Origin of the sequence: Altererythrobacter sp. B11, from assembly GCF_003569745.1 — a bacterium.
In the GTDB taxonomy this organism is placed as follows: Bacteria; Pseudomonadota; Alphaproteobacteria; order Sphingomonadales; family Sphingomonadaceae; genus Croceibacterium_C.
Genome location: NZ_AP018498.1, coordinates 36,633 through 58,573, shown reverse-complemented (window position 1 = coordinate 58,573; position 21,941 = coordinate 36,633). Strand labels below are relative to the sequence as shown.

General features: G+C 63.0%; 17 protein-coding genes and 1 pseudogene. 11 read left to right on the top strand and 7 right to left on the bottom strand.

Translation table 11 applies throughout. From position 1 onward, the window contains the following. The first annotated feature begins 58 nt into the window (after positions 1-58). The 4 genes from AEB_RS00250 to AEB_RS00235 all read left to right on the top strand — a co-directional run bounded on the left by AEB_RS00250 (position 59) and on the right by AEB_RS00235 (position 6,725). Positions 59-1,840 carry a hypothetical protein gene (locus tag AEB_RS00250; protein ID WP_119081283.1) on the top strand — a complete coding sequence of 594 codons (1,782 nt, stop codon included), beginning with the start codon at positions 59-61 and terminating at the stop codon, positions 1,838-1,840. Between the two features lie 78 nt (positions 1,841-1,918). Continuing rightward, positions 1,919-3,268 carry an IS1380 family transposase gene (locus tag AEB_RS00245; protein ID WP_172592942.1) on the top strand — a complete coding sequence of 450 codons (1,350 nt, stop codon included), beginning with the start codon at positions 1,919-1,921 and terminating at the stop codon, positions 3,266-3,268. 1,035 nt (positions 3,269-4,303) lie between these two features. After that, positions 4,304-4,510 carry a hypothetical protein gene (locus AEB_RS00240; protein ID WP_119084362.1) on the top strand — a complete coding sequence of 69 codons (207 nt, stop codon included), beginning with the start codon at positions 4,304-4,306 and terminating at the stop codon, positions 4,508-4,510. Between the two features lie 91 nt (positions 4,511-4,601). Beyond that, positions 4,602-6,725: a catalase gene (locus tag AEB_RS00235; protein WP_197714458.1), complete on the top strand. Its 2,124-nt coding sequence runs from the start codon at positions 4,602-4,604 to the stop codon at positions 6,723-6,725. 276 nt (positions 6,726-7,001) lie between these two features. Here the strand turns inward: AEB_RS00235 and AEB_RS00230 are convergent, their stop codons facing one another. The 3 genes from AEB_RS00230 to AEB_RS00220 all read right to left on the bottom strand — a co-directional run bounded on the left by AEB_RS00230 (position 7,002) and on the right by AEB_RS00220 (position 9,992). Further along, entirely contained in the window at positions 7,002-8,135 is a 1,134-nt protein-coding gene (locus AEB_RS00230) for an aminotransferase class V-fold PLP-dependent enzyme (protein WP_119081282.1), read from the bottom strand. A gap of 75 nt (positions 8,136-8,210) precedes the next feature. Continuing rightward, positions 8,211-9,341: a M14 family metallopeptidase gene (locus AEB_RS00225; protein ID WP_119081281.1), complete on the bottom strand. Its 1,131-nt coding sequence runs from the start codon at positions 9,339-9,341 to the stop codon at positions 8,211-8,213. A gap of 45 nt (positions 9,342-9,386) precedes the next feature. Next, positions 9,387-9,992: a DUF4136 domain-containing protein gene (locus tag AEB_RS00220; RefSeq protein ID WP_231958827.1), complete on the bottom strand. Its 606-nt coding sequence runs from the start codon at positions 9,990-9,992 to the stop codon at positions 9,387-9,389. A 114-nt stretch (positions 9,993-10,106) separates the two neighbouring features. Here AEB_RS00220 and galE point away from each other — a divergent pair, with 114 nt between their 5' ends. The 3 genes from galE to AEB_RS00205 all read left to right on the top strand — a co-directional run bounded on the left by galE (position 10,107) and on the right by AEB_RS00205 (position 12,033). Then, positions 10,107-11,114, top strand: coding sequence for a UDP-glucose 4-epimerase GalE (galE, locus tag AEB_RS00215; RefSeq protein ID WP_119081280.1), 1,008 nt, complete (start codon positions 10,107-10,109; stop codon positions 11,112-11,114). Positions 11,115-11,202: 88 nt separating this feature from the next. Then, entirely contained in the window at positions 11,203-11,328 is a 126-nt protein-coding gene (gene ykgO / locus AEB_RS00210) for a type B 50S ribosomal protein L36 (RefSeq protein ID WP_029724010.1), read from the top strand. Positions 11,329-11,400: 72 nt separating this feature from the next. Then, positions 11,401-12,033 (top strand): HAD family hydrolase, encoded by a 633-nt coding sequence (locus tag AEB_RS00205; protein WP_231958826.1) that lies wholly within the window; start codon positions 11,401-11,403, stop codon positions 12,031-12,033. Positions 12,034-12,038: 5 nt separating this feature from the next. On the opposite strand, the pseudogene AEB_RS00200 reads toward AEB_RS00205, so the two are convergent. Beyond that, a pseudogene (locus AEB_RS00200) lies at positions 12,039-12,362 on the bottom strand (YifB family Mg chelatase-like AAA ATPase); the annotation flags it as partial. A gap of 168 nt (positions 12,363-12,530) precedes the next feature. On the opposite strand from AEB_RS00200, the gene AEB_RS00195 reads away from it, so the two are divergent. From AEB_RS00195 to AEB_RS00180, 4 genes are all read left to right on the top strand, one after another. Continuing rightward, positions 12,531-13,259 (top strand): TnsA endonuclease N-terminal domain-containing protein, encoded by a 729-nt coding sequence (locus tag AEB_RS00195; RefSeq protein WP_172592944.1) that lies wholly within the window; start codon positions 12,531-12,533, stop codon positions 13,257-13,259. A gap of 229 nt (positions 13,260-13,488) precedes the next feature. Beyond that, positions 13,489-15,354, top strand: coding sequence for a Mu transposase C-terminal domain-containing protein (locus AEB_RS00190; RefSeq protein ID WP_172592943.1), 1,866 nt, complete (start codon positions 13,489-13,491; stop codon positions 15,352-15,354). Beyond that, on the top strand, positions 15,351-16,256 hold the full coding sequence (locus tag AEB_RS00185) for a TniB family NTP-binding protein (protein WP_119081277.1): 906 nt from the start codon (positions 15,351-15,353) through the stop codon (positions 16,254-16,256). Before AEB_RS00190 ends, AEB_RS00185 begins: the two co-directional genes overlap by 4 nt. After that, positions 16,256-17,461, top strand: coding sequence for a TniQ family protein (locus AEB_RS00180; protein ID WP_119081276.1), 1,206 nt, complete (start codon positions 16,256-16,258; stop codon positions 17,459-17,461). The genes AEB_RS00185 and AEB_RS00180 overlap by 1 nt, the downstream gene beginning before the upstream one ends. Here AEB_RS00180 and AEB_RS00175 read toward each other — a convergent pair. From AEB_RS00175 to AEB_RS00165, 3 genes are all read right to left on the bottom strand, one after another. Continuing rightward, a complete protein-coding gene (locus AEB_RS00175; protein ID WP_119081275.1) occupies positions 17,458-19,137 on the bottom strand; it encodes a hypothetical protein in 1,680 nt (559 codons plus the stop codon). The genes AEB_RS00180 and AEB_RS00175 overlap by 4 nt on opposite strands. A 145-nt stretch (positions 19,138-19,282) precedes the next feature. Further along, positions 19,283-20,338 (bottom strand): hypothetical protein, encoded by a 1,056-nt coding sequence (locus tag AEB_RS00170; protein ID WP_119081274.1) that lies wholly within the window; start codon positions 20,336-20,338, stop codon positions 19,283-19,285. 221 nt (positions 20,339-20,559) lie between these two features. Further along, positions 20,560-21,909 (bottom strand): IS1380 family transposase, encoded by a 1,350-nt coding sequence (locus AEB_RS00165; RefSeq protein WP_172592942.1) that lies wholly within the window; start codon positions 21,907-21,909, stop codon positions 20,560-20,562. Positions 21,910-21,941 lie beyond the last annotated feature (32 nt).

Here is a 21,941-nt window from a genome sequence, read left to right as displayed (position 1 = left end):
CGGATGAAGCTAGAGCATAATGGGAGAAGAAATACACGTGTAGGATGATGGGGGACTCTTGAACGACGCGGCAACTATCGTCCAGGAAGCAAGAATCTGTCTACTTGCGAGTGCGGTCATCAAAGACAGCGCGGATCCGGCCGATGCACTGGTGGTCCTGCTCTCTGGCCCTCTGAGTCTAATGCACGGCGAACTTTTCGAGCCAACGGCATTCATCGCAAAGGTTAAAGAGCAATTCGGATGGTCTGTCTCGGCGGATGCGGCCGAGTATTTCATCCCAAAGCTGAGAAAGCTTGGTTGGCTCAAGTCGAGATCGGATTTTCCTTCGAGAGGTCCGTTCTACGTTGACCTTGCCGAAGCCGAACAGGAAACAGATCGCGTTAATGAGACTCGTGACGCGCTCATCGAGATTGGCACCGCCTTTAGAAGCTTCGCCTCTGAACTGTCGCCCATCAATGCCCTGCCGGACGATCCGATGGAAGCGGGCGCGGTCTTACTGCGATACGTCGTCGACGCAAATGCGCCGCTCGAAGGTACAGTAAGCCCGCGAGGATCGGATGCGGATTATTTGTCCGCCCGGTTCGTCGAGCACGTGAATAAGAAGAGGTTGCCGGCTCGCGATGTCCTTTCGAGCCTCTCGGCGGTAGGGTTTCTGTTTCGCGTGGCTGAAGAGATCGGCAATCCTTCCAAGCGCCGGACTATCAATCTCAAGGTAGTGGTGGATGGTCCGGTAATCCTGGACTACCTCGGTTGTTCTGGCGAGATTAGATCAGAAGCGTCCGTCGATGTATTCGAGAGCCTGCGGGCTATGGGTGCTTCAACCGTCACCTTTGCGCATTGTGTGGAGGAAGCGCGTGACGCGCTGCGCTCGGTACTCAAGGCGAACCCGCGAGATAGATACGGCCCGACTGGCGAGGCACTGCGCAAGGGGTGGGTCAACGAAAACGCGCTTCTGAGCTTGCTTCAGGCATTCGATGTCGCCGTAAGGAAAAAAGGCATAGAAATTCTTCCGGACACACCTGACTTCATGCCTAGTTCGCATGTCTATTTCGATATGGATCGTGCAAGAGGTATCGATGAGATAATCAACTGGCACGACGAGGAGAACGGGAACGCTCGCTATGCGGATGCGGATACCACCGTTCTCACAATCCGGAGGCGGGCAGGATATCGGACATCGGACCTTTTCGAGAGCCGCTATGTCTGCGTCACGACGAATGATATCTTCGCGCGGGCGACGAAGAGGCACCTGCTGGAAATAGCATATTACAATGCAAGGCAGACTCCGCCAATCATCACCCTGAAAGAGCTAGCAGCCAAGCTCTGGATCGAGATCGGAAACCGAGGCGCCGCGTCTCGCTTCAAAATCCCGAACAGCCAGTTACTGCTTTCATGTGATCGGTCGCTGCGCTTAAACCGCAAGGTCGTTGACCGTGCGCGAGCAGAGCTCGCCAAAATTAAACCGGAGCAAGTCGAACAGTTTGAGCTGTTGCTCGAAGTGCCGAGATCTGCGCGCGCGGTTATGGACGCAACTTTGAACAATGAGCGGTACGTTTCAGGTGCAACGATCGAACAGCTCGTAGAAGCCGCAGTAGATGCGGCAGGGGAGGAGGTGGCCGCAAAGGAGAAGGCACGTCGAATCAAGGAGCATGAGCAATTCAAACGTCAGTTGGCTGAAGTTGAGCAAAAACTCGAAGCCGAGCAACTGCGGGCCGAGAAGACCGAACAGTCTGCCGCGTGCATAGCGGAAGAGAAGGCGTCGAACGATATCGCGACCTTGGACGCCTTAGCCCGTCTTATTCACCGGGTGCGGCCTGAAGGGTTGGCGGGAGTGGCATAAGCCTCTGATCTGTTTTAGGAACTGGGTGTCTACGCCGGCCCTGTCGCAGGGCAGAAAATGTCACAGGCCACACCCGCCATGAACGATGATATCGCAAGCCCATTCCGATTCCCAGCGGTGCATCGCAAGAAAGTCGCCGCAGCCTTCGACGGTGGCCGCCTCACTTCGGATGGCGGGGTTTTGCTGCTGGCACAGGCCGAACGCGCGATGGGGATTTGCCGGCGGCTTGCGGGCTGCATTGCCGACCGGCGCTCTCCTGCGCGGGTGATCCATCGCCTCGACGACATCCTGCGCGCCCGCGTGTTCGCGATCGCGTGCGGCTACGAGGATGCCGATGACCTTGACGCCCTGCGTGACGATCCAGGCTTCCGCCTGGCGCTGGGCAAGTTGCCGGGATCGGGCGCGGGTCTCGCCAGCCAACCGACGATGAGCCGCTGGGAGAATGCGCCGACCACACGCGAGTTGGCCAGGATGATGGCCGAGATGATCGGCATATACTGCGCCAGCTATCCCGTGCCGCCCAAGGCGGTGACGCTCGATATCGACGACACCTGCGATGTCGTCCACGGCTATCAGCAACTCTCGTTCTGGAATGGCCACCATGGCGAGCGCTGCTTCCTCCCGGTCCACGTCTATGACACCGCTACTGGCCGCCCGGTCGCCATGCTGCTGCGCACCGGCAAGACACCGTCGGGTGCCGAAGCGGCGGGTCACATCCGACGCCTCGTGCGCCACATCCGCCGGCACTGGCCCAATACCCACATCACCATCCGCGGCGACGGGCACTATGGCCGGCCCGAGGTCATGGCCTTCTGCGAGGCCCACGGCATCGACTACGTGCTCGGCCTGCCAACCAACGCCGCGCTGCGCACCGATCCGGTCATTGTCGCGGTCGCCGATGCCTGCGCGGTCAGGCGGGCTCAGCGCCAATGCCCGGTCCTGCGTAACTATGCCGAGACCCGCTACGGCGCAAAGACCTGGCAGTGCCAGCGCCGCGTCGTCGCCCGGATCGAGGCCAGCACGCTGGGCATGGACATCCGCTATGTCGTCACCTCGTTGGCAACAGGATCGGCCGAGCACATCTACGACACGCTCTACTGCGCGCGTGGTCAGGCCGAGAACCTGATCAAGCGCCACAAGTCCCAGCTCGCCAGCGACCGAACCTCGTGCCGCTCGGCCAATGCCAACCAGATGCGCCTCATCCTGCACACCGCCTCCTACTGGCTGATGTGGCGTATCCAGCAGGAAATCCCCAAAGCAGCGGCACTGGCTGCAGCCGAGTTCGCAACCCTGCGCATCCGGCTGCTCAAGGTCGCTGCCCGCGTCATCGAGAACGCCTCGCGCATCCGCTTGCGGCTAGCGTCAGCCTGCCCCGATGCCAGCGTGTTCAGAGCCATCGCCATCGGTCTCCGGCCTGCACCAACATAGCCAGCGCGGCAGTGCCGCTGACCCCCGCCCCGTCCATCAACCTCGAAAAGCCCATTGATCCTGCCGCGGTGAAAAATGCCGACGATGGCGCACGTCCAGGCCACGCCGCCAATGTCAGATCACCGCCGAACGAGCCCGGAGCGGCGGCCTCATGAATAAGACAGGTTAGTAGAGCGGGGAAGCGAGCGGTTCAGAACAGCCAGATTTGTTGTCCGAGCGACGTCGGTCGCTATCGCGCTAATTCCCACCGTTGCGCTGGCGAGCAATTCGCTGGCAGGGCATCTGAACTGGTGGGCGGTGATCGCCGGACTGATCTCCATAATGTTGGCCATTGCGAGCGCGATGGATCGCCCTGGCGCTTGGCTGTCCAAGCTCATCCACAGAATAATTGAAGCCGGTGTTGTGCGCAGACTGCGAGAGGTAGCGCGCAACGATCTGGCAAATTCGGTAAGCTTTTCTTGGTCGGACGGGCGGCTAAGTTGGAGCCTCGAAGACTGAAGTGCCGGAGCGTGCGACCGGGGGGCGCTGGAGCGGCCCCCGACAGTGCAGTGAGGAACTTAGCCGCTTAACACGGCTCCTTCGTGCTAGTGGCGTATAGTTACCGGATTACTTCAGGAATTTGCTCGATTACGCCAGCGGTGTCCCGTTCGTAATCAGGCGACCAATAGCACTCGTCATCATCGAGTCCAATAGCCCCCTATCCTACACGCCCCCCAGCCGGCATCGTCCGGGCATGCGCCCCACCTGCTCCACCGGTCCTCGCTTCTCCAACACCCGCCTCGCGCGGGTGCATTGCAACGCCTTCAAAGCGCACCAGATTTTTTCCCTAAGAACACTGTTCCAGCGTGTTCCAGGGCACGCCCTCCGCGACCAGCCGGGCCGCCTGCGCGCCCGCTGGTTTGGTTCCCGCTCCGGGCGCCAATTCCCTTGGGAACCTAATAATTTCCGGCAGGTTGGGCAGTCGAAAGGCGGTGACAGGTGTTCACTCAGCTCAACCCTCCCATTCCGCTCCACGTCCTTGGCAAGGGCGATGGCATGGCCATCGGCGTCATCGATTACAGCCAGGAGCATAATCTCATCTGGGTCACCGCCATCGACGCCACCGGCGAAATCTGGTGCGCCCCCAATCCGAAGGTCCGCATGCAGGGCAATTGGACCATGGGGCGGCAGCGCAGCACGGCGGCGGAGCCTTGCGCGGATTGTGCTGAAATCCTGGAGGCGAAGGCCTCCGAAACCGCCTGACGGCGGCGATCATTTTTTCCGAGCGAAAAGGCGCGTTGCACCCATCCCCCGCGCGCTGTCCGCCCGGCCCATCACTGGAAGGAATTGTCCATTGGCATCGAATAAAACAAAGGCCGACTACCCCGGCGGCGACAAGGGCTTTTCCTTCGAGCGCGGCGAGGGCGGCGAGACCCACCAGCAGGCCAGCGATACCGGCGCGCTGGACGAGGCGGCGGCGCTGACCACCAATCAGGGCATCCGCGTTTCCGATAACCAGAACAGCCTCAAGGCCGGCACGCGCGGCCCCTCCCTGCTCGAAGACTTCGTGCTGCGCGAGAAGATCTTCCACTTCGATCACGAGCGGATTCCGGAGCGGATCGTCCATGCGCGCGGCTCGGCAGCGCATGGCGTGTTCACCTGCACGGATCCCATCCCCGAACTGACGCGCGCCTCGCTGTTCGCGGAGGAGGGCAAGCAGACCCCGGTCTTCGCGCGCTTCTCCACCGTGGCGGGCGGCGCCGGCAGCGTGGACACGCCGCGCGACGTGCGCGGTTTCGCGGTCAAGTTCTATACCGACGAGGGGAACTGGGACCTGGTCGGCAACAACATCCCCGTGTTCTTCATCCAGGACGCGATCAAGTTTCCCGACCTGATCCATTCGGTGAAGATGGAGGCCGACCGCGGCTTCCCCCAGGCGGCCAGCGCGCATGACACCTTCTGGGACTTCATCAGCCTGATGCCCGAGAGCATGCACATGATCATGTGGGCGATGAGCGACCGCGCCATCCCGCGCAGCCTGCGGATGATCGAGGGCTTCGGCATCCACACCTTCCGGCTGGTCAATGCCGAAGGGGCGGACAGCTTCTGCAAGTTCATCTGGAAGCCGCGGCTGGGCGTGCAGTCGACCTGCTGGGACGAGGCGGTGAAGATCGCCGGGGCCGATCCCGACTACCACCGCCGCGACCTGTTCGAAGCGATCGACATGGGCGATTTCCCGGCGTGGGATCTGTTCGTGCAGGTGTTCGACGAGGAATTCGCCGCCGCACAGCCCTATGACGTGCTGGATTCGACCAAGCTCATCCCCGAGGAAGTGCTGCCGCCGCGCAAGGTCGGCACGATGGAATTGAACCGCAATCCGGACAATTTCTTCGCCGAGACCGAGCAGTCCGCCTTCTGCCCGGCCAATATCGTCCCGGGGATCGACTTCTCCAACGATCCGCTGCTGCAGGGCCGGCTGTTCTCCTATCTGGATACCCAGCTCAAGCGCCTCGGCAGCACCAATTTCCACCAGCTTCCGATCAACGCGCCCAAGTGCCCGATGCACAATTTCCAGCGCGATGGGCACATGCAGACCATGGTGCCCAAGGGGCGGGCCAATTACGAGCCCAACAGCCTTGCCGAGAATGGCGAGGAGGGCGGCCCGCGCGAGGCCCCCGCGACAGGGTTCACAACCTTCCCCGCCAATGCCGAGCGCAACGACCCCGGCCTGAAGGTGCGGGAACGAGGCGAGCTGTTCGCCGATCACTACAGCCAGGCGCGGCTGTTCTACCTCTCGCAGACCGATAACGAGCAGGCGCATCTCGCCTCAGCCATCGTGTTCGAACTGTCCAAAGTGCTGATCGAGACGGTGCGGATCCGGGTGATGAGCCGCTTGCGCAACATCGACGAGGATCTCGCCCGGCGGGTGGCGGACGGCCTGGCGATGGACCTGCCGCCTGCCGCGCCGGTCGCGCGCGAGCGGGTGGAGATGGACGAGAGCCCGGCGCTGTCGATCCAGAAGAACTATCAGCCCGTGATGCAGGGCCGCAAGGTGGCGATCCTGTTCGACGAAGGCTCCGACAAGGCGGCGATCGACACGCTGGTGGCCGGGATCAAGGAGGGCGGCGGAACCCCCTTCCTCGTCGCCCCCAAGGTCGGGCCGATGAAGGTGAAGGGCGGGACGCTGTCGGCCGATGGCCAGCTTGCCGGCTCGCCATCCGTGCTGTTCGACGCGGTCGCCTGCGCGATCATGCCCGACAATGCGAAGAAGCTCGCCAAGGAGAGCGCCGCGCAGGCCTGGTTCATGGACGCCTATGCGCATTGCAAGACGATCGGATATTGCCCCGCGACCAAGGCCGAGATCCTCGACAAGCTGGGGATCGAACCGGACGCGGGCGTGGTCCCCAATGCGGAGTTCCTCGCCATCGCGCCGGCCCGACACTGGGATCGCGAGCCGAAGCTGCGCCTGCTGGCCTAGCTCGTTCCGCCAGCAGGCGGTGCGGAAGCGGATCGGCGGGGCTCCAGGTCCCGCCGGTCGGCTGGCGAAAGCGCGCTATCCTACACGCCCCGCCGTGGGCATCGTGCGGCGATGCGCTCCGCCTGCTTCCTTCGCCTCCGCCGCTCCAATACCCGCCTGCCGTGGCGCGTTGCAACGCCTTCAAAAGGCGGAGGATTTTTTAGCGAAGAACACTGTTCCAGCGTGTTCCAAGCGCATGCCATATTTGACCTGCCGAAACGGTTCTTGCAGCAGGAGTTAGCGGGGCAGAACCTCGTCGAAAGCCTGGGTCAGCCGGGCGAGGCTGGCGGGCACGTCCTTCAGCTTGTCCAGCCCGAACAGGCCGATGCGGAAGCTGCGGTAGTCCGGCCCCTCGTCCACCATCAGCGGCACGCCCGCCGCGATCTGCAGGCCGTGGGCGGCGAATTTGCTGCCGTTCTGGATTGCGGGATCATCGGTATAGCAGACCACCACGCCGGGCGCGGCGAAGCCATCGGCGGCCACCGATTGCAGCCCGCGCTGGGCCAGCATGGCGCGCACCGCATTGCCCTGTTCCCACTGCGCCTTGCGCAGAGCCTCGAACCCGATCGCCTTCGTTTCCAGCATCGCGTCGTGGAATTTGCGCAGCGCATCGGTGGGCATGGTGGCGTGATAGGCATGGCCGCCGCCGAGATAGGCTTCCATGATCGCGTTCCACTTGGCGAGATCCATGGCGAAGCTGGTGGACTGCGCCGCCTTACAGCGTTCCAGCGCGGCTTCGTTCATCATCACCAGCCCGGCGGAGGGCGGGGCGGACCAGCCCTTCTGCGGGGCGGAGATCAGCACGTCCACGCCGGTGGCCTGCATGTCCACCCAGATGCAGCCCGACGCGATGCAATCGAGCACGAACAGCGCGCCTACCTCATGCGCGGCATCGGCCACGGCGGCGATATAGCCATCGGGCAGGATCATGCCCGATGCCGTCTCCACATGCGGGGCGAAGACCATCTCGGGCCGCTCGCGCCGGATGGCCTCGGTCACTTCGGCGATGGGGGCGGGGGCGAAGGGGGCCTGCGGGCCATCGCCCTGGCGGCGCGCCTTGAGCACGATCTCCCGCGAAGGGATGCTGCCCATCTCGAAGATCTGGCTCCAGCGATAGGAGAAGAAGCCGTTGCGGATCACCAGCGCCGTCTTACCCGTGGCGAACTGGCGGGCGATGGATTCCATCGCATAGGTGCCGCCGCCCGGCACCACCACCGCCCGGTCCGCGCCATAGGCCTCGCACAGTGTGGCGTGGATCTCCCGCATCACCTCCTGGAAGGCCTTGCTCATGTGGTTGAGCGAGCGGTCGGTGAAGACGACGGAATATTCCAGCAGGCCGTCGGGATCGATGTCGGGGCGCAGGGCAGTCATGGGGTTCTCCTCTCGCGCGGCGCGTTCCACCGAACGGCGCGCCAGTCAAATGCGAAGCGGGGCGGGGCTACGGCTTCAGCCGTCCAGCCATTCGACCAGCGAGGCAAGGCAATCGCGGGCCAGCAGCTTGCAGCGTTCCGGGCTCCACCCCTGGTCGGGATCGGGCAGGTCGTCATTGTCCTTGAAGGGCATTTCCAGCGTCATCGAACAGGCGCGGAACCGCTCCGCCAGCTGGTTGGTGCTCATGGACAGATTGGCCTTGCCGGCGGGGGTGACGGGGTAACCCTTGGCGGTCTGGAAATCGGGGCTGCGCCGTTCCAGGATGCGGGCGAAGCGGGTGAACTGGCCCTGCAGCTCCTCGTTCCAGCTCGGCACGCCTTCGAAGCCGGCGAGGAAATTGGCGGCGATCGCCTCGTCCCCGTGCACATCCATGGCAAAGCGAACGCCCGTGGCATCCATGGCATTGCGGATGGCGAGCACTTCGGGGGAGTCCTCTTCGGTCGGATTGTCCCATTCGCGGTTGAGGTTCACGCCGCGCGCATTCGTGCGCAGATGGCCGCGAAAGGAGCCGTCGGGATTGCAATTGGGCACGATGTGCAGGCGGCAGCGGCTGCGCAGGATGCGGGCCACGGGATCGGCCGGATCGCACAGCGCCTCCAGCGCGCCTTCCATCCACCATTCGGCCATGCTCTCGCCCGGATGCTGCCGCGCATAGAGCCACACCGGCATATCGCCTTCGCCCAGTTCGAGGCAGTCGATCGGCCGGCCGTCCACGCTGTGGCCCAGGCAGCGATAGGAGACGCCTTCGCTCGCCGCCGCCTCGCTCACCAGATCATGGTGCCGTTCCTGCGAATAGGGCGCGAAATAGGCGAACCAGGCGAGATCGCCCACCGGCGCATGGCGGATGGTGAGTGTGCCGCCGTCCTCGTTCTTGTCGAACTGAGTTTCGGCGCGGCCCCAGTAATCGCGATCCTCCGACACGCACGCGCGATAGCCGGGCCAGCCCGCCGGGTAGGCCGATCCGTTGAGATCGGTGATCTTCAGCTCCAGCTCACGCCCGGCGGCGCCGGCCACGCGGAAGTGGAACCACTGGTAGAAGTCGGAAAGGTGGTCCTTCGAAATGCGCAGGCGCGCTGTCGCGCCCGAAGTGGAGAGGACTTCGATATTGCCGCTGTCGAAGCCGGCGTCGATCTGGATGTCATTCATGCCGCGGCGATAGTCGTTCGCAGCGCGGCATGGAACCCATGCCGCTCAGTCGCGCGGGGTCACTTCCACGGTCTTGCCGCTTTCGTCGGGGAAATCCTGGAACAGCGCGCTCGCCAGGCGTGCGGCCGCGGCTTGGCGGGAGGCATAGTCGCTCTTCTCTGCAGCGCGGAAGCCCGCGCGGCCTTCCCACAGCGCCTGCCCAGTCGCATTATCGCGGATGATCACATGCATGGAATTGTCGATCATGGCAGGCGGCGGCCCGGACAGGTCGATCCCCACACCCAGCCCGACGCCGGAGCCATAGCTGCCGGTCGATCCGCCCACGCCCACGCTGACAGGGGACCTGCGACCGCCGGGCTGCTGCGCAAAGCTGGCGAAGCCCAGTTCAGCCACCTGACTGGCCCCTTCGCCGGGAACAACGCGATAACCCAGCGCCTGCAGGCGATCGGCCACTGCCCGCTGCACGATGGAGAACTCCAGCCCGCCGCCGGGCGCATTGGCTTCCGGCACCACCGCGATGGTGCCCTGGCCGAGCCGGGCCGGCTGGCTGCCGGTGAAGCGCGTCACTTCCACCGGCGAGACATAGGCCGTGGCGCAGGCGGCGAGCAGCGGGGCGCTGGCGAGCGAGAGAAGGAGAGCGCGCATCATCATATGGCAACGTTTCTGCACTCAAAGGGTTGCGCAACCAACAGGTTTCACGGCACGGCGAGAATGCTGGCGCTGTGGGCGGGCGCTTTCTGCGAATGGCAGTGCTAGGGGGCATTGATGAACAGCAAACCTTCCGTTCTGGTCACCGGCGGGGCCGGTTATATCGGCAGCCATGCGGTCCTGGCCTTGAAGGATGGCGGGTGGCCGGTCGCGGTGATCGACAATCTCACCACTGGATTCGAATTCGCCATCCCCGACGGCGTGCCCTTCTACCGCGGCGATATCGAGGATGGGGCGCTGCTGGCGCGCATCTTTGCGGAGCAGGGGACGCGGGCGATCATGCATTTCGCCGGTTCCATCGTGGTGCCGGAATCGGTCGAGAACCCGCTCAAATATTACCACAACAACACGGTGAAGAGCCGGGCCCTGATAGAGGCGGCGGTGAAGGCGGGCGTGCCGCATTTCATCTTCTCCAGCACCGCGGCGACCTATGGCATTCCCGAGGTTTCGCCGGTGACGGAGGATTTGCCCAAGCGGCCGATCAATCCCTACGGCTGGTCCAAGCTGATGACGGAGCAGATGCTGGCGGATGTCTCTGCCGCGCATGGCTTCAACTTCTGCGCGCTGCGCTATTTCAACGTGGCCGGCGCCGATCCGCAGGCCCGCAGCGGCCAGTCCACCGCCGGGGCCACGCATCTCATCAAGGTCGCGGTGGAAGCGGCGCTGGGCAAGCGTGAGGATGTGCAGGTGTTCGGCACCGATTATGCGACCCCCGATGGCACCGGCGTGCGCGACTATATCCATGTCAGCGATCTTGCCGCCGCCCATGTGCTGGCGCTGGAAGCGCTGGTGCAGCAGCCCGATCGCTCGCTGACCATGAACTGCGGCTATGGGCGCGGCTTCTCGGTGCTGGAGGTGCTGGACGCGGTGGACCGGGTAACGAATCGCAAGATCAAGCGCGTCCTCTCACCGCGGCGGGCGGGCGATCCCGATTCGCTGGTGTCCGACCCCACGCGGCTAATGAACACGCTGCCGTGGCAGCCGCGGCACGCCGATCTGGAGGAGATCGTCGGCCATGCCCTCGCATGGGAGCGAAAGCTGGCCGAGATTCGCGCCGAAGGTTGACTTCGCAGCCCTGCCCCCGTAACGGCCCCCTCGTGATATTCCGGCACCGGGGCATGTCTCCGGTGCTGTTTGTTTTGGAACGAGAGCCATGAAAATCGTCAACAGCCTTAAGTCGCTGAAGGGCCGCCACCGCGATAACCGCGTGATCCGTCGTCGCGGCCGGACCTATGTGATCAACAAGACCAACCGCCGCTTCAAGGCGCGCCAGGGTTGATCTTTGCCGCGCCGCGATTCGTTCGCGGCCGCGATGAACGCGAAAGCCCCCGTCACTTCGGGGGCTTTTTGCGTGTCTGACGCAGGCGCCGTGCCGATACGGGTGGTGGTGTTCGACATCGGCCGCGTGCTGATCGAATGGAACCTGCGCTATCTGTTCGAAAAGCTGATCGACGATCCGGAGGAGCTGGACTGGTTCCTCGCCAATGTCGTGACCGAGCAATGGCATTATCAGCATGATGCCGGCCGCCCGCTGGCGGCGATGCTGCCGGAACGCAAGGCGCTGTTCCCGCAGCAGGCCGCGTTGATCGACGCCTATGCCGATCGCTTCCTGGAAACGATCCCCGGGCCGGTGCCCGGTATGCCCGAACTGGTGGAGCGACTGGCGCAGCGCGGCGTACCGATGTTCGCCCTGACCAATTTTGGCGTCGAATTGTGGGGCCGCTTTCGCCCGACCTTCCCGCTCTTGGGCCACTTCGGCGACATCGTGGTTTCAGGCGTGGAACAGCGCGCCAAGCCCGATCCGGCCATCTATGCCATAGCGGAAGCGCGCTTTGGCGCGGCGCCGCGGGAAATCCTCTTCACCGATGACAATCCGGCCAATGTCGAGGCGGCGCGGGCGCGCGGCTGGCAGGCGCATCTGTTCACCGGCGCGGAAGGGCTAGAACGCGAACTGGTCGCCCTCGGGCTGCTGGAAGCGCGCTAGACGGGTCAATTGCGCGGTGGCTGGCGGCGATAGCTGAGCGCTTCCGCCACATGGATCCGCCCGACCCGCTCCGCGCCGGCGAGATCGGCCACGGTGCGCGCCACGCGCAGGATGCGGGTGTAGCCGCGGGCCGATAGCCGCATCGCCTCTGCCGCCTGCAGCAGCAGCGCGCGGCCGGCCTCGTCAGGCGTGGCATGGGCCTCCAACGCATCTCCATCCAATTCGGCATTGCTGCGAATCCCCCGCTGCGCCTGCACCTGCCGCGCCGCCGCCACCCGGGCGGCGACCTCCGCCGATCCCTCCGCCGGAGGGGGCAGGGCGAGATCGGCTGTGAATCACGAAAGTACACGGGAATCTCGAGCCCCTCATTGGGCCACAATCCGACAAGCTAGCTGGAATATCAGCGAAGCTAGCGAGACCAACCGAAATAGAAGGAAAAGCTTATGCGACCACTTACACGTGGCGGTAGAGCCGTAACCTATTCTAAGGTCGGACTTATGGTCCTGCGAGAACACTTCCAGCAGCGAAAAATCGAGTCCACCTTCGGATCGTTCCGCAGCCTCGTTCCTCTCAACACCCCGTCCGGCCCACAGGAAACGGAATCCGAACTCGAAAGCGAACTGCTCGATCAGCTCGCCTTCGCACCTGGCGTGTACGACCTGCTCACCCAGCCGATCATCGAGTACGAGTTCGACGGCAAGCGACGCACCTACACGCCAGACATCATCGTCCAGCTCCACGCGTCGGGCGACCTGCCGGCGGCCAGATACATCATCGAGGTCAAGCGGCGCGCCGATCTCATCGCAAATGCGTCCAACTATGCCGCGAAATTCGAGGCCGCTCGCCGAGCTGCTGACAATCTGGGCGCGGCGTTCCGCATCATGGACGATATTCGGATCAGGACACCATACCTACGTAATGCCCGATTGCTCAGCCAGTACCTCGAAACAGATCCGGAGTTGGTGAGCGTCGACATCCTGCAGGACGCTGTCGGCCATGAGGCGATCAAAGTCGCTGACGCGATTGCACTCATGCGTCAGAACTGCGTCGAGGAGCCCGATGCCAGGGCGAGCATCGAGCAGTGCGTCGCCTGGCGCAGGCTGACCTGTGACCTCTCACTCGAATTCGGTGATCATTCGGTCATCCGGGTGCGCGATCTGAGTAAGCGGGACCTACGTCTCGATGATCCGATCCTGCGGTCCCTGGATGAAGCAGATGCAGCGTGACCGGTAGTTCCGACCAATAGTCGCTGTTTGCCGCCTCCAATAGAACCGGTCGGCACGTCGAGCCCAGGTGTTCCCCGATGAAGATTCTTTGTAAACATTTAGGGAACAAATGCTATAGACTCGGGTCCAGCACGATTTACTGGAGCCGCATCGCTTGCTTATTGGGACGAGAAAAGGGGACAAGGTCAGTTACGGTGGTGCACCGATGCGGGTCATCGGTGCACGCGACATGGACACGCTCGTCGTCGCCAGCGTGGAAGGCGAGATCTTCAACGCTCCGATCAAGGAACTCGAAGCGGAGGCAGCCCACGCGAAGGTGAAGGACGGAGTGACCGTCGATCCCATCCGCGCTTCCAAGATCGACGCCTATCTCTCCGCATTCGGTCCGCTGCTCGACAAGGACCGCAACACGAAAGCATCCGTTCAGCAGGCTGCCGACAGCCTCGGCATATCTATCTCGTCGGCCTACAAGGCGCTGGCGCGCTATCGCGAGACCGGCAGGACCGATCATCTCCCTCCGCCCACCAGGCCGGGAGGCAGGGGCAAGCCACGCATCAATCATCGGGCGCAGCAGATCATCGAGGAGGTGATCGAGAAGGTGGTGCTGACAAGGCAAGGCGCCTCGCCCCGCAAATTCTATCGTGAGGTGAAGAGCCGGCTCGAAAATGCCGGGCTGCAGGTATCGCAATCGACGCTAGCGGACCGCTTGTCCCGGATACCCGAATACAGGTTCACCAAGGCGCGCAAGGGCTATAACGAGACGCGGAAGACCCACGATCCCATCCTCGACCACTACCCGGACGTCCGGCGTCCGCTGGAAGTCGTCCAGATCGACCACTGGAAGGCCGACATCGAAATCCTGTCCGAGGACCGCACCGAGGTCATCGGGCGGGTGTGGATAACACTCGCGATCGATGTCTTCTCGCGGATGGTCTTCGGCATGCATGTCGGACTCGACGCGCCGAGCACGATGACCTTCGGTATGGCCATGATAAACGGCATGACAAGCAAGGACGCGGTCGCGAGCGAACATGGGATCGAGTGGGACAATCCCATCCGAGGAAAACCCGTCAGGCTGGAAGCCGACAACGCCGGTGAATTCACCGGCAAGTCCGCGCGGGCCTCGGCCCAGCACTTCGGCATTCGTCTCAAATGGAGGCCTATCGGCCAACCGCAGTACGGCGCGCACATCGAGCGCCTGAACGGAACCCTCGCGACGAGGTTCAAGGATCTCCCTGGTGCGACAGGAGCGACCGCCGACGAGCGCAAGCAACTCCGTCCCGAGATGACCGCCGCGTTCACCCTGCAGGACGTGACCAAGCACGCCTGGCTCATGGTCGACGAATATCACAACGAGGTTCACACGGGCATCGGCAAGACGCCGCTGGAGAAGTTCAAGGGCTACTTTTTCGGCCCCCACGGTCAGCGTCACCGGCTCCCGCCGGTCTACGTCGACAATCTCCAGTTCCGGATGCACTGGTTCCCGCTCGTGACCCGGACCATCCAGCGATACGGCATCCGTATCGATCACCTGGACTACTACAGTCCGGCACTTCGGTGGCTGGTGCGGAACCGCAAGAACTACGGCGCCATCGAAGTCAGGCGCCATCCATTCGACGTGCGAGTCATCTATGTCCGGCATCCCGACCGGAAGACCGAGAGCCCGGACAGCGACGATAGCGACGAGTGGATCGCGGTTCACGTCCGCCAATTGAACTTCCCGCTCGCCAGCATTTACGAACTGCAGCAGGCGCGCCGCGAGGCCCTGAGACGGTCGCGCGAACGCACGCCCGAAGTGCTGGCCAAGATCATTACCGAACAGCAGAAGCACATCGAAGAGGCCAAGAAGAAGACCAAGACCGCCCAACGCGAAGCTGCACGGAAGATGCATCATGACCGGATGAGGGCAAGTGCCTCCACTGCTTCTTTCCCTGTGGTGGACACGGCTACAGGGAGGGATTCCATCCAGACCCCGCCAGCCCCGAAACATCTGGGTCCAGCCGCACAGCCGGTTGCCCCGAAATCTGACGAGGGCAGCCTAGCGGCAATCCTCGCCGACATCAGCGATGAGGAACTCGACGAGGTATTCGAATGAGTGGCTACTACGAGAACGGGGCTCTCAGGCCCGAGATGCAGGAATTCCTGGACATCGACGGGCGGGAGCGCCTCTATCGTTGCTGGGATAGGGTATGGGTACCCACGCCGTCGACGAAGGAGGCGTTCCTCGCTCTCCAGGACTGCATGAACGCGGCTCCGTCGACGAAGCCGCGGGGGCTGATCATCGCGGGCGAAGCTGATACGGGCAAGAGCAGAACCTTGACCGCGTTCCGGGATCTCAACCCGCCGCAGATCGATCTGCGAACGGAATATGCCGAGTTCCCGGCAATCTACTTGACCGCACCGGACAACCCGGATCCGGTCATCCTGCTCAAGAAGATCCTGATCGAGCTCGGACATCCCCTGCGCTACAATCCATCTCCTGCCGATCTGCGCAGCCACGTCATCATGATGCTGAAGTCCTGCCGTGTGGGCACGGTGATGATCGACGAGGTCCACGACATCCAGCGTGACAACCGGATGAACTCGAAGCTCGTCGACTTCCTCACGTTCATGAAGAGCCTGATCAACGAAACCGGGCGGCCCTTCGTCGTCGGCGGAACGCATGAGGTCCGCGACCTGATGGCGAGCGACGACCAGATCGCGGGGAGGCTCAATAGGGTCGTGAAGCTGAAACCGTTCACTCTTGCGGAATTCGTGAAGGTGCTGCTTTCGTTCGAGCGTATGCTGCCATTGCGCCGAGCATCCGTCCTCCGGTCCAGCGAAGACGTGATCCAGGCCCTCTATTCGCTTTCACAGGGCTACATCGGTCGGCTCAACTACCTGCTGCACGATGCCTGCCAGGTGGCCATCGAAAGCGGTGAGGAGCGGATCACCGCCTTCACGATCGACAAGATAAAGGACCGCAGCATCGTATCAGTCGGTCGCCGCGCCGCCTGATGGTCTCGGAAAGGCTCACTCCACGGCGCAGGCATCTCGAGTTGCCGCCCTGGCCATACCAGCCAAAACCGCAACCCGACGAGCTGCTCTCGTCCTATCTCTGCCGTCTCGCGGCCGGTATGGACCTGAAGCCGATCACGTTCCTCAACACGATTTTCGGATCGAGGAAGAACCTGCTCGCCCAAGACCTCGACAACTACGCTCCGGATCGGATCATTGAACGGATCTCGATCGGCACGCAACGCTCGCCGGACGAGATCGCCGCCTGCACGCTGCCATCATTGGTCGGCACCCTGCTCACCACGCACAATCCGAAGGGGAGGAACCCTTGGCTGCTGCCGACCACCATAGACAACAACCTCAGGCACCGTTTTGGCCTCCAGTACTGCGCAGACTGCCTGACCGAGGACGATCGCCCACACTACCGCAAGATCTGGCGGCTGGCGTTCGTCACGACCTGCACAAGGCACGGCAAGATGCTTCGCGACAGGTGCCCCGAATGCGAATCGCCGCTGCACCCCCATGCTGCCGCTACGGCGATGCACTGCTTCAGGTGCGGAAGCGACGTGCGGGAAGGGAAACAGGCATGGACGAGGCCGGATCACGTTGCATGGCAGTCCCGTCTAGAGCGCAGTCTCCGCACGGGCTGGTTGCAGCTCGGGGACGAAACGCTGAGGTCGCACGTGGGCTTCGCGATCGTCCGGCAGGTCGCCACGCTCTTCGTGAACGGCAGGAAGGCGGATGCATTTCGCAACGCTGTCGCACGCGACTGGGACGGGGATCCGGTTCCGTATGCGAAACCGACTGCCCGTCAGCCGATCGAATACCTCTCGATTGAGGAACGTCATCGCCTGTTCGATCTGGTGGAACGCGTCATGGCCGGTTGGCCCTTCAGGTTCGTCCACTCCTGCGCGGAAGCCGGCATCCAGCGCTCCCATGCCATCAAGGACATGCGTTCACCGCCCTTCGCCTACGAGGCCATCCTGCGATCGTATCTGGATTCCAGGCCCTACTACCCCAGCGAGCCCGAAGTCGCCGCCGCTGCCGGTTGGTTGCGGCGGACCAAAGGCAAAGCGACGTACCGTGACCTCAAGATGATCTGCGGCGAGAGCCGCGCGACCATCTACCGGCACATGGACTACGAGAGGAAGCAGACCAGACCGTCCAGGTGGCGGGTCGAAGCCATGGCGGATGCGCCGAACTAACGTCGGGCCTTTTCCAGCACCGTTTCCAGCCGACGAATCATCGCGTCCCTGAACGCTCCGGCATCGCCCCACAAATTTTGAGCTCGGTTGACGGACACGATATCAAACACGTCGGACCTACATCTCGGCGAACGCCAACGCCCGCCGACGGCATCGCTGGCCTTGCGAGCGGCATTGGCTAGCACTCGGTCTGGCGTCGAGCCATCTCGTGGGATCAGAATGCCCAGGCTTACCTCATCACCCGACGGAGAGCCGCGATCGACTACCAACAGCCTAATGCCGTCCGAGCGGATCTTGGCCACGAGTGGCTCCCGTTCGAAATCTAGGCCGCCGTAGGGAGAGCTTGCCCCGACAGGATCATGACGTGGCAAGGCAACCATGTTCCAACCCTGCTGTTCGCAAGCGGCTTCGAGGGCCGTCCATGTCTTTCGCAATGCTTCCACCATAGAACGCGATGGCTGATTGTCTTCGATCATCTCACCGCGCCGGGTAACGGCGGACCCGATCTCGGGATCGGCTCCTGGATGTCGACCACCCGTGCCGAATAGCGCGTCGTCACGACGCTGCTCACCGATGATGTTCTCGGTTCCCCGACTTCGGCCACCCACATCAATGTGGGCCACCTGAATTCCAGTAGCGTCGATCTTCCCACTTGTACCGGTCTGGACGGTCAGAGGATGACGGGAAGGAGACGCGGCCCTTCCGGTGGCGAGAGCTGGGCGCATCGCATTCGAGAGGCGCATGCGGCCACCGGCGACGGGTTGCGAGATATCCGTCACGCGGGATGATCCCGGATAGCGGACCTCGATCCGTTCGAAATCGAAAGGAACCGTTATCTCGTCGATGTGCGACACGACGAACCGTCTCAACCCGTTTGTTCGCCGGATCCACCTGCCCGAGACCCTCATCGGGATTGGGCCCTTCCAAGGCCAAGCCATATCCACGTAGACCGCTTGCGCATCCCGCCATGCAGGGTTCACGCTCAGCTGCTGGTAGACCTGACGATGCAAGGTGCGCATGGCCTCGTCGAACAGCACCGCCGCAACGACGAGCGCCCTGTCATCCGTCATGTCCTTGTTCGACGCGATGATGGCCGTACCGTCCGTATCGATGAACGATCGACCTCGGTCGATCGGGGAGCGGTCGGGCGCAGCCGGCCCTCCGTGCAAACCGTCGAAGAGTTCGAGGAGCACGTCGTTGCCGACGCCGAAGAGGCAGCGGATGAGCTCCATCTTGGGCAGCAGAATCACGCGCCGCTTCGCTACGCCGCCGCCCGCGTCGGCGGCTTCGAGGAGAAAGCAGGGGGCATCGGCGATGCCGAGGGTTGGAAAAGGTCGGCCACCCGATGGCTGAACACGATCGCCCAAACCGAGGGTCTCGTCGCTAATCTTATGGAACTGACCAGATTCGGCCTTGGTCGGGCCGCTGCCAGCGTATGCTCCATTCTCCCACCGAGTGCCCGGCACCAGAAGATCCAGCTGTCCACAGCCGACCCATTCGGAGGTCGTATCTATGTCCGGGTCGAACGACCGCCGGTCCATGTCGACGGCCAGCATCACCTGGCATTCGACCTCCTGCGCCCCACCGGTCGGCTGACGAACGCGACCGAGGCCCACGATCTCACCTACTCCGCTAATATGCTTGAATTCGCCGATCCTCGGCGTCCGAATCGTCATACACCGGTGGTATCGAGGAGGCGGTAAAAATTTCTACCGATATCGGCAGTCTCAGGCTGCAACTTGCCGCTTGCTAGCTCCTACTTGCAATGTCCGCGTATCCATGAACCGGGCCGAAATGGGTACTTACCGATCACGACGAAGCTTATGGTTTGTCGCGCTTCATCTTCAACAACAGCTGCTCGCGCTGCAAGCGCGCCATCTGCTTGCTCTTACGGTCGGCTCGCTCCCTTTTGGACCCGCCTCCGATATCGGCGATAGCCGAAGCGGTAGGAGGCATCAGAGCCTTTACGTGATCTTCGCGGATGCGGTCATGGCGCCTCAAATGGCTCAGGTGGACCACAAAGGACCATAGGAGATACATATTCTCGCGCAGCGTGCCCACCAAGTCACTCACAGCGCCCGGCGTCTCGTCGAGCCGCAGCTCGGTAATGAGCCCGACCCTGAACATCTTGATGACCTTCGGCTCCAGCCCCTCCTCCAGATCCGGTTCGATCAACTGTTTACGCAGTTTCTCCGTGCCCATCGTGGTTGCGATCATGCGGATCATCGCGTGCGGCAGTGTGATCAACATCTGCTTGAGAACGGCAGCATCGCTCATGCCCTTGGGGGCCTGAAGTTCATATAGGATGCCGTTCATACGGATCTTACGCTCAGCTGCGAGACGAGGTGCGAAGCGGGCATTGTCCAGCATGATTGCTCCCCAGCTGCGCCAGATGTGCCCAAGGTGCTCGCGCTTCTTTGCGTCGGTCATGTGCTCGAAATTGCGAAGCAGTCCCGAGTAGAGCATCAGCGAAAAAGTCAGCGCCTCGTGAACGTCGGTGATCTTTGGCCGGAAGACCTCCTGCCGGCCTTCCTCGTCCCTCGGCATGTCCAGATCGAACTCCTCGTCCTTCTCCTCCGGCGAAAGCGGTGGTGTCGCGATCCGCTCCGCGGCGTCCTCGATCGTCTCACCATCGTCATCCCTGGGGAGGACGAAATCGTCGAACACATTGAGGTCGATGGGCTGGAGATGCTTCGTTGCTTCGCCAAAGATTGTCAGATGACGATCACGAACAAGATCGATCAAGCTCGGGTCGTTCCTCGTCTTTCCGGCATAGTAGAGCAGCTCGTTCACAAAGGTCAGATAACGGCCCTCCTCCATGACCCAATCCTTGAACGCAGAATCGACGGTCATCCGGTAGGCGATAAAATACTCCATAACGCCGCGGTATCGAAACGCCACTCGGTCGTCAGAACGGCGCTCGAAGATCTTAGCCTGTCTTATTCATGAGGCCGCCGCTCCGGGCTCGTTCGGCGGTGATCTGACATTGGCGGCGTGGCCTGGACGTGCGCCATCGTCGGCATTTTTCACCGCGGCAGGATCAATGGGCTTTTCGAGGTTGATGGACGGGGCGGGGGTCAGCGGCACTGCCGCGCTGGCTATGTTGGTGCAGGCCGGAGACCGATGGCGATGGCTCTGAACACGCTGGCATCGGGGCAGGCTGACGCTAGCCGCAAGCGGATGCGCGAGGCGTTCTCGATGACGCGGGCAGCGACCTTGAGCAGCCGGATGCGCAGGGTTGCGAACTCGGCTGCAGCCAGTGCCGCTGCTTTGGGGATTTCCTGCTGGATACGCCACATCAGCCAGTAGGAGGCGGTGTGCAGGATGAGGCGCATCTGGTTGGCATTGGCCGAGCGGCACGAGGTTCGGTCGCTGGCGAGCTGGGACTTGTGGCGCTTGATCAGGTTCTCGGCCTGACCACGCGCGCAGTAGAGCGTGTCGTAGATGTGCTCGGCCGATCCTGTTGCCAACGAGGTGACGACATAGCGGATGTCCATGCCCAGCGTGCTGGCCTCGATCCGGGCGACGACGCGGCGCTGGCACTGCCAGGTCTTTGCGCCGTAGCGGGTCTCGGCATAGTTACGCAGGACCGGGCATTGGCGCTGAGCCCGCCTGACCGCGCAGGCATCGGCGACCGCGACAATGACCGGATCGGTGCGCAGCGCGGCGTTGGTTGGCAGGCCGAGCACGTAGTCGATGCCGTGGGCCTCGCAGAAGGCCATGACCTCGGGCCGGCCATAGTGCCCGTCGCCGCGGATGGTGATGTGGGTATTGGGCCAGTGCCGGCGGATGTGGCGCACGAGGCGTCGGATGTGACCCGCCGCTTCGGCACCCGACGGTGTCTTGCCGGTGCGCAGCAGCATGGCGACCGGGCGGCCAGTAGCGGTGTCATAGACGTGGACCGGGAGGAAGCAGCGCTCGCCATGGTGGCCATTCCAGAACGAGAGTTGCTGATAGCCGTGGACGACATCGCAGGTGTCGTCGATATCGAGCGTCACCGCCTTGGGCGGCACGGGATAGCTGGCGCAGTATATGCCGATCATCTCGGCCATCATCCTGGCCAACTCGCGTGTGGTCGGCGCATTCTCCCAGCGGCTCATCGTCGGTTGGCTGGCGAGACCCGCGCCCGATCCCGGCAACTTGCCCAGCGCCAGGCGGAAGCCTGGATCGTCACGCAGGGCGTCAAGGTCATCGGCATCCTCGTAGCCGCACGCGATCGCGAACACGCGGGCGCGCAGGATGTCGTCGAGGCGATGGATCACCCGCGCAGGAGAGCGCCGGTCGGCAATGCAGCCCGCAAGCCGCCGGCAAATCCCCATCGCGCGTTCGGCCTGTGCCAGCAGCAAAACCCCGCCATCCGAAGTGAGGCGGCCACCGTCGAAGGCTGCGGCGACTTTCTTGCGATGCACCGCTGGGAATCGGAATGGGCTTGCGATATCATCGTTCATGGCGGGTGTGGCCTGTGACATTTTCTGCCCTG

Bases quoted from the DNA above. Each gene is read 5' to 3' on its own strand.
- AEB_RS00175 (WP_119081275.1), bottom strand. From the start codon at position 19,137: ATGACGATTCGGACGCCGAGGATCGGCGAATTCAAGCATATTAGCGGA.
- AEB_RS00195 (WP_172592944.1), top strand. From the start codon at position 12,531: ATGGTCCTGCGAGAACACTTCCAGCAGCGAAAAATCGAGTCCACCTTC.
- AEB_RS00185 (WP_119081277.1), top strand. From the start codon at position 15,351: ATGAGTGGCTACTACGAGAACGGGGCTCTCAGGCCCGAGATGCAGGAA.
- AEB_RS00190 (WP_172592943.1), top strand. From the start codon at position 13,489: ATGGACACGCTCGTCGTCGCCAGCGTGGAAGGCGAGATCTTCAACGCT.
- AEB_RS00245 (WP_172592942.1), top strand. From the start codon at position 1,919: ATGAACGATGATATCGCAAGCCCATTCCGATTCCCAGCGGTGCATCGC.
- AEB_RS00165 (WP_172592942.1), bottom strand. From the start codon at position 21,909: ATGAACGATGATATCGCAAGCCCATTCCGATTCCCAGCGGTGCATCGC.
- galE (WP_119081280.1), top strand. From the start codon at position 10,107: ATGAACAGCAAACCTTCCGTTCTGGTCACCGGCGGGGCCGGTTATATC.
- ykgO (WP_029724010.1), top strand. From the start codon at position 11,203: ATGAAAATCGTCAACAGCCTTAAGTCGCTGAAGGGCCGCCACCGCGAT.
- AEB_RS00170 (WP_119081274.1), bottom strand. From the start codon at position 20,338: ATGGAGTATTTTATCGCCTACCGGATGACCGTCGATTCTGCGTTCAAG.
- AEB_RS00230 (WP_119081282.1), bottom strand. From the start codon at position 8,135: ATGACTGCCCTGCGCCCCGACATCGATCCCGACGGCCTGCTGGAATAT.
- AEB_RS00220 (WP_231958827.1), bottom strand. From the start codon at position 9,992: ATGATGATGCGCGCTCTCCTTCTCTCGCTCGCCAGCGCCCCGCTGCTC.
- AEB_RS00180 (WP_119081276.1), top strand. From the start codon at position 16,256: ATGGTCTCGGAAAGGCTCACTCCACGGCGCAGGCATCTCGAGTTGCCG.
- AEB_RS00240 (WP_119084362.1), top strand. From the start codon at position 4,304: ATGGCCATCGGCGTCATCGATTACAGCCAGGAGCATAATCTCATCTGG.
- AEB_RS00225 (WP_119081281.1), bottom strand. From the start codon at position 9,341: ATGAATGACATCCAGATCGACGCCGGCTTCGACAGCGGCAATATCGAA.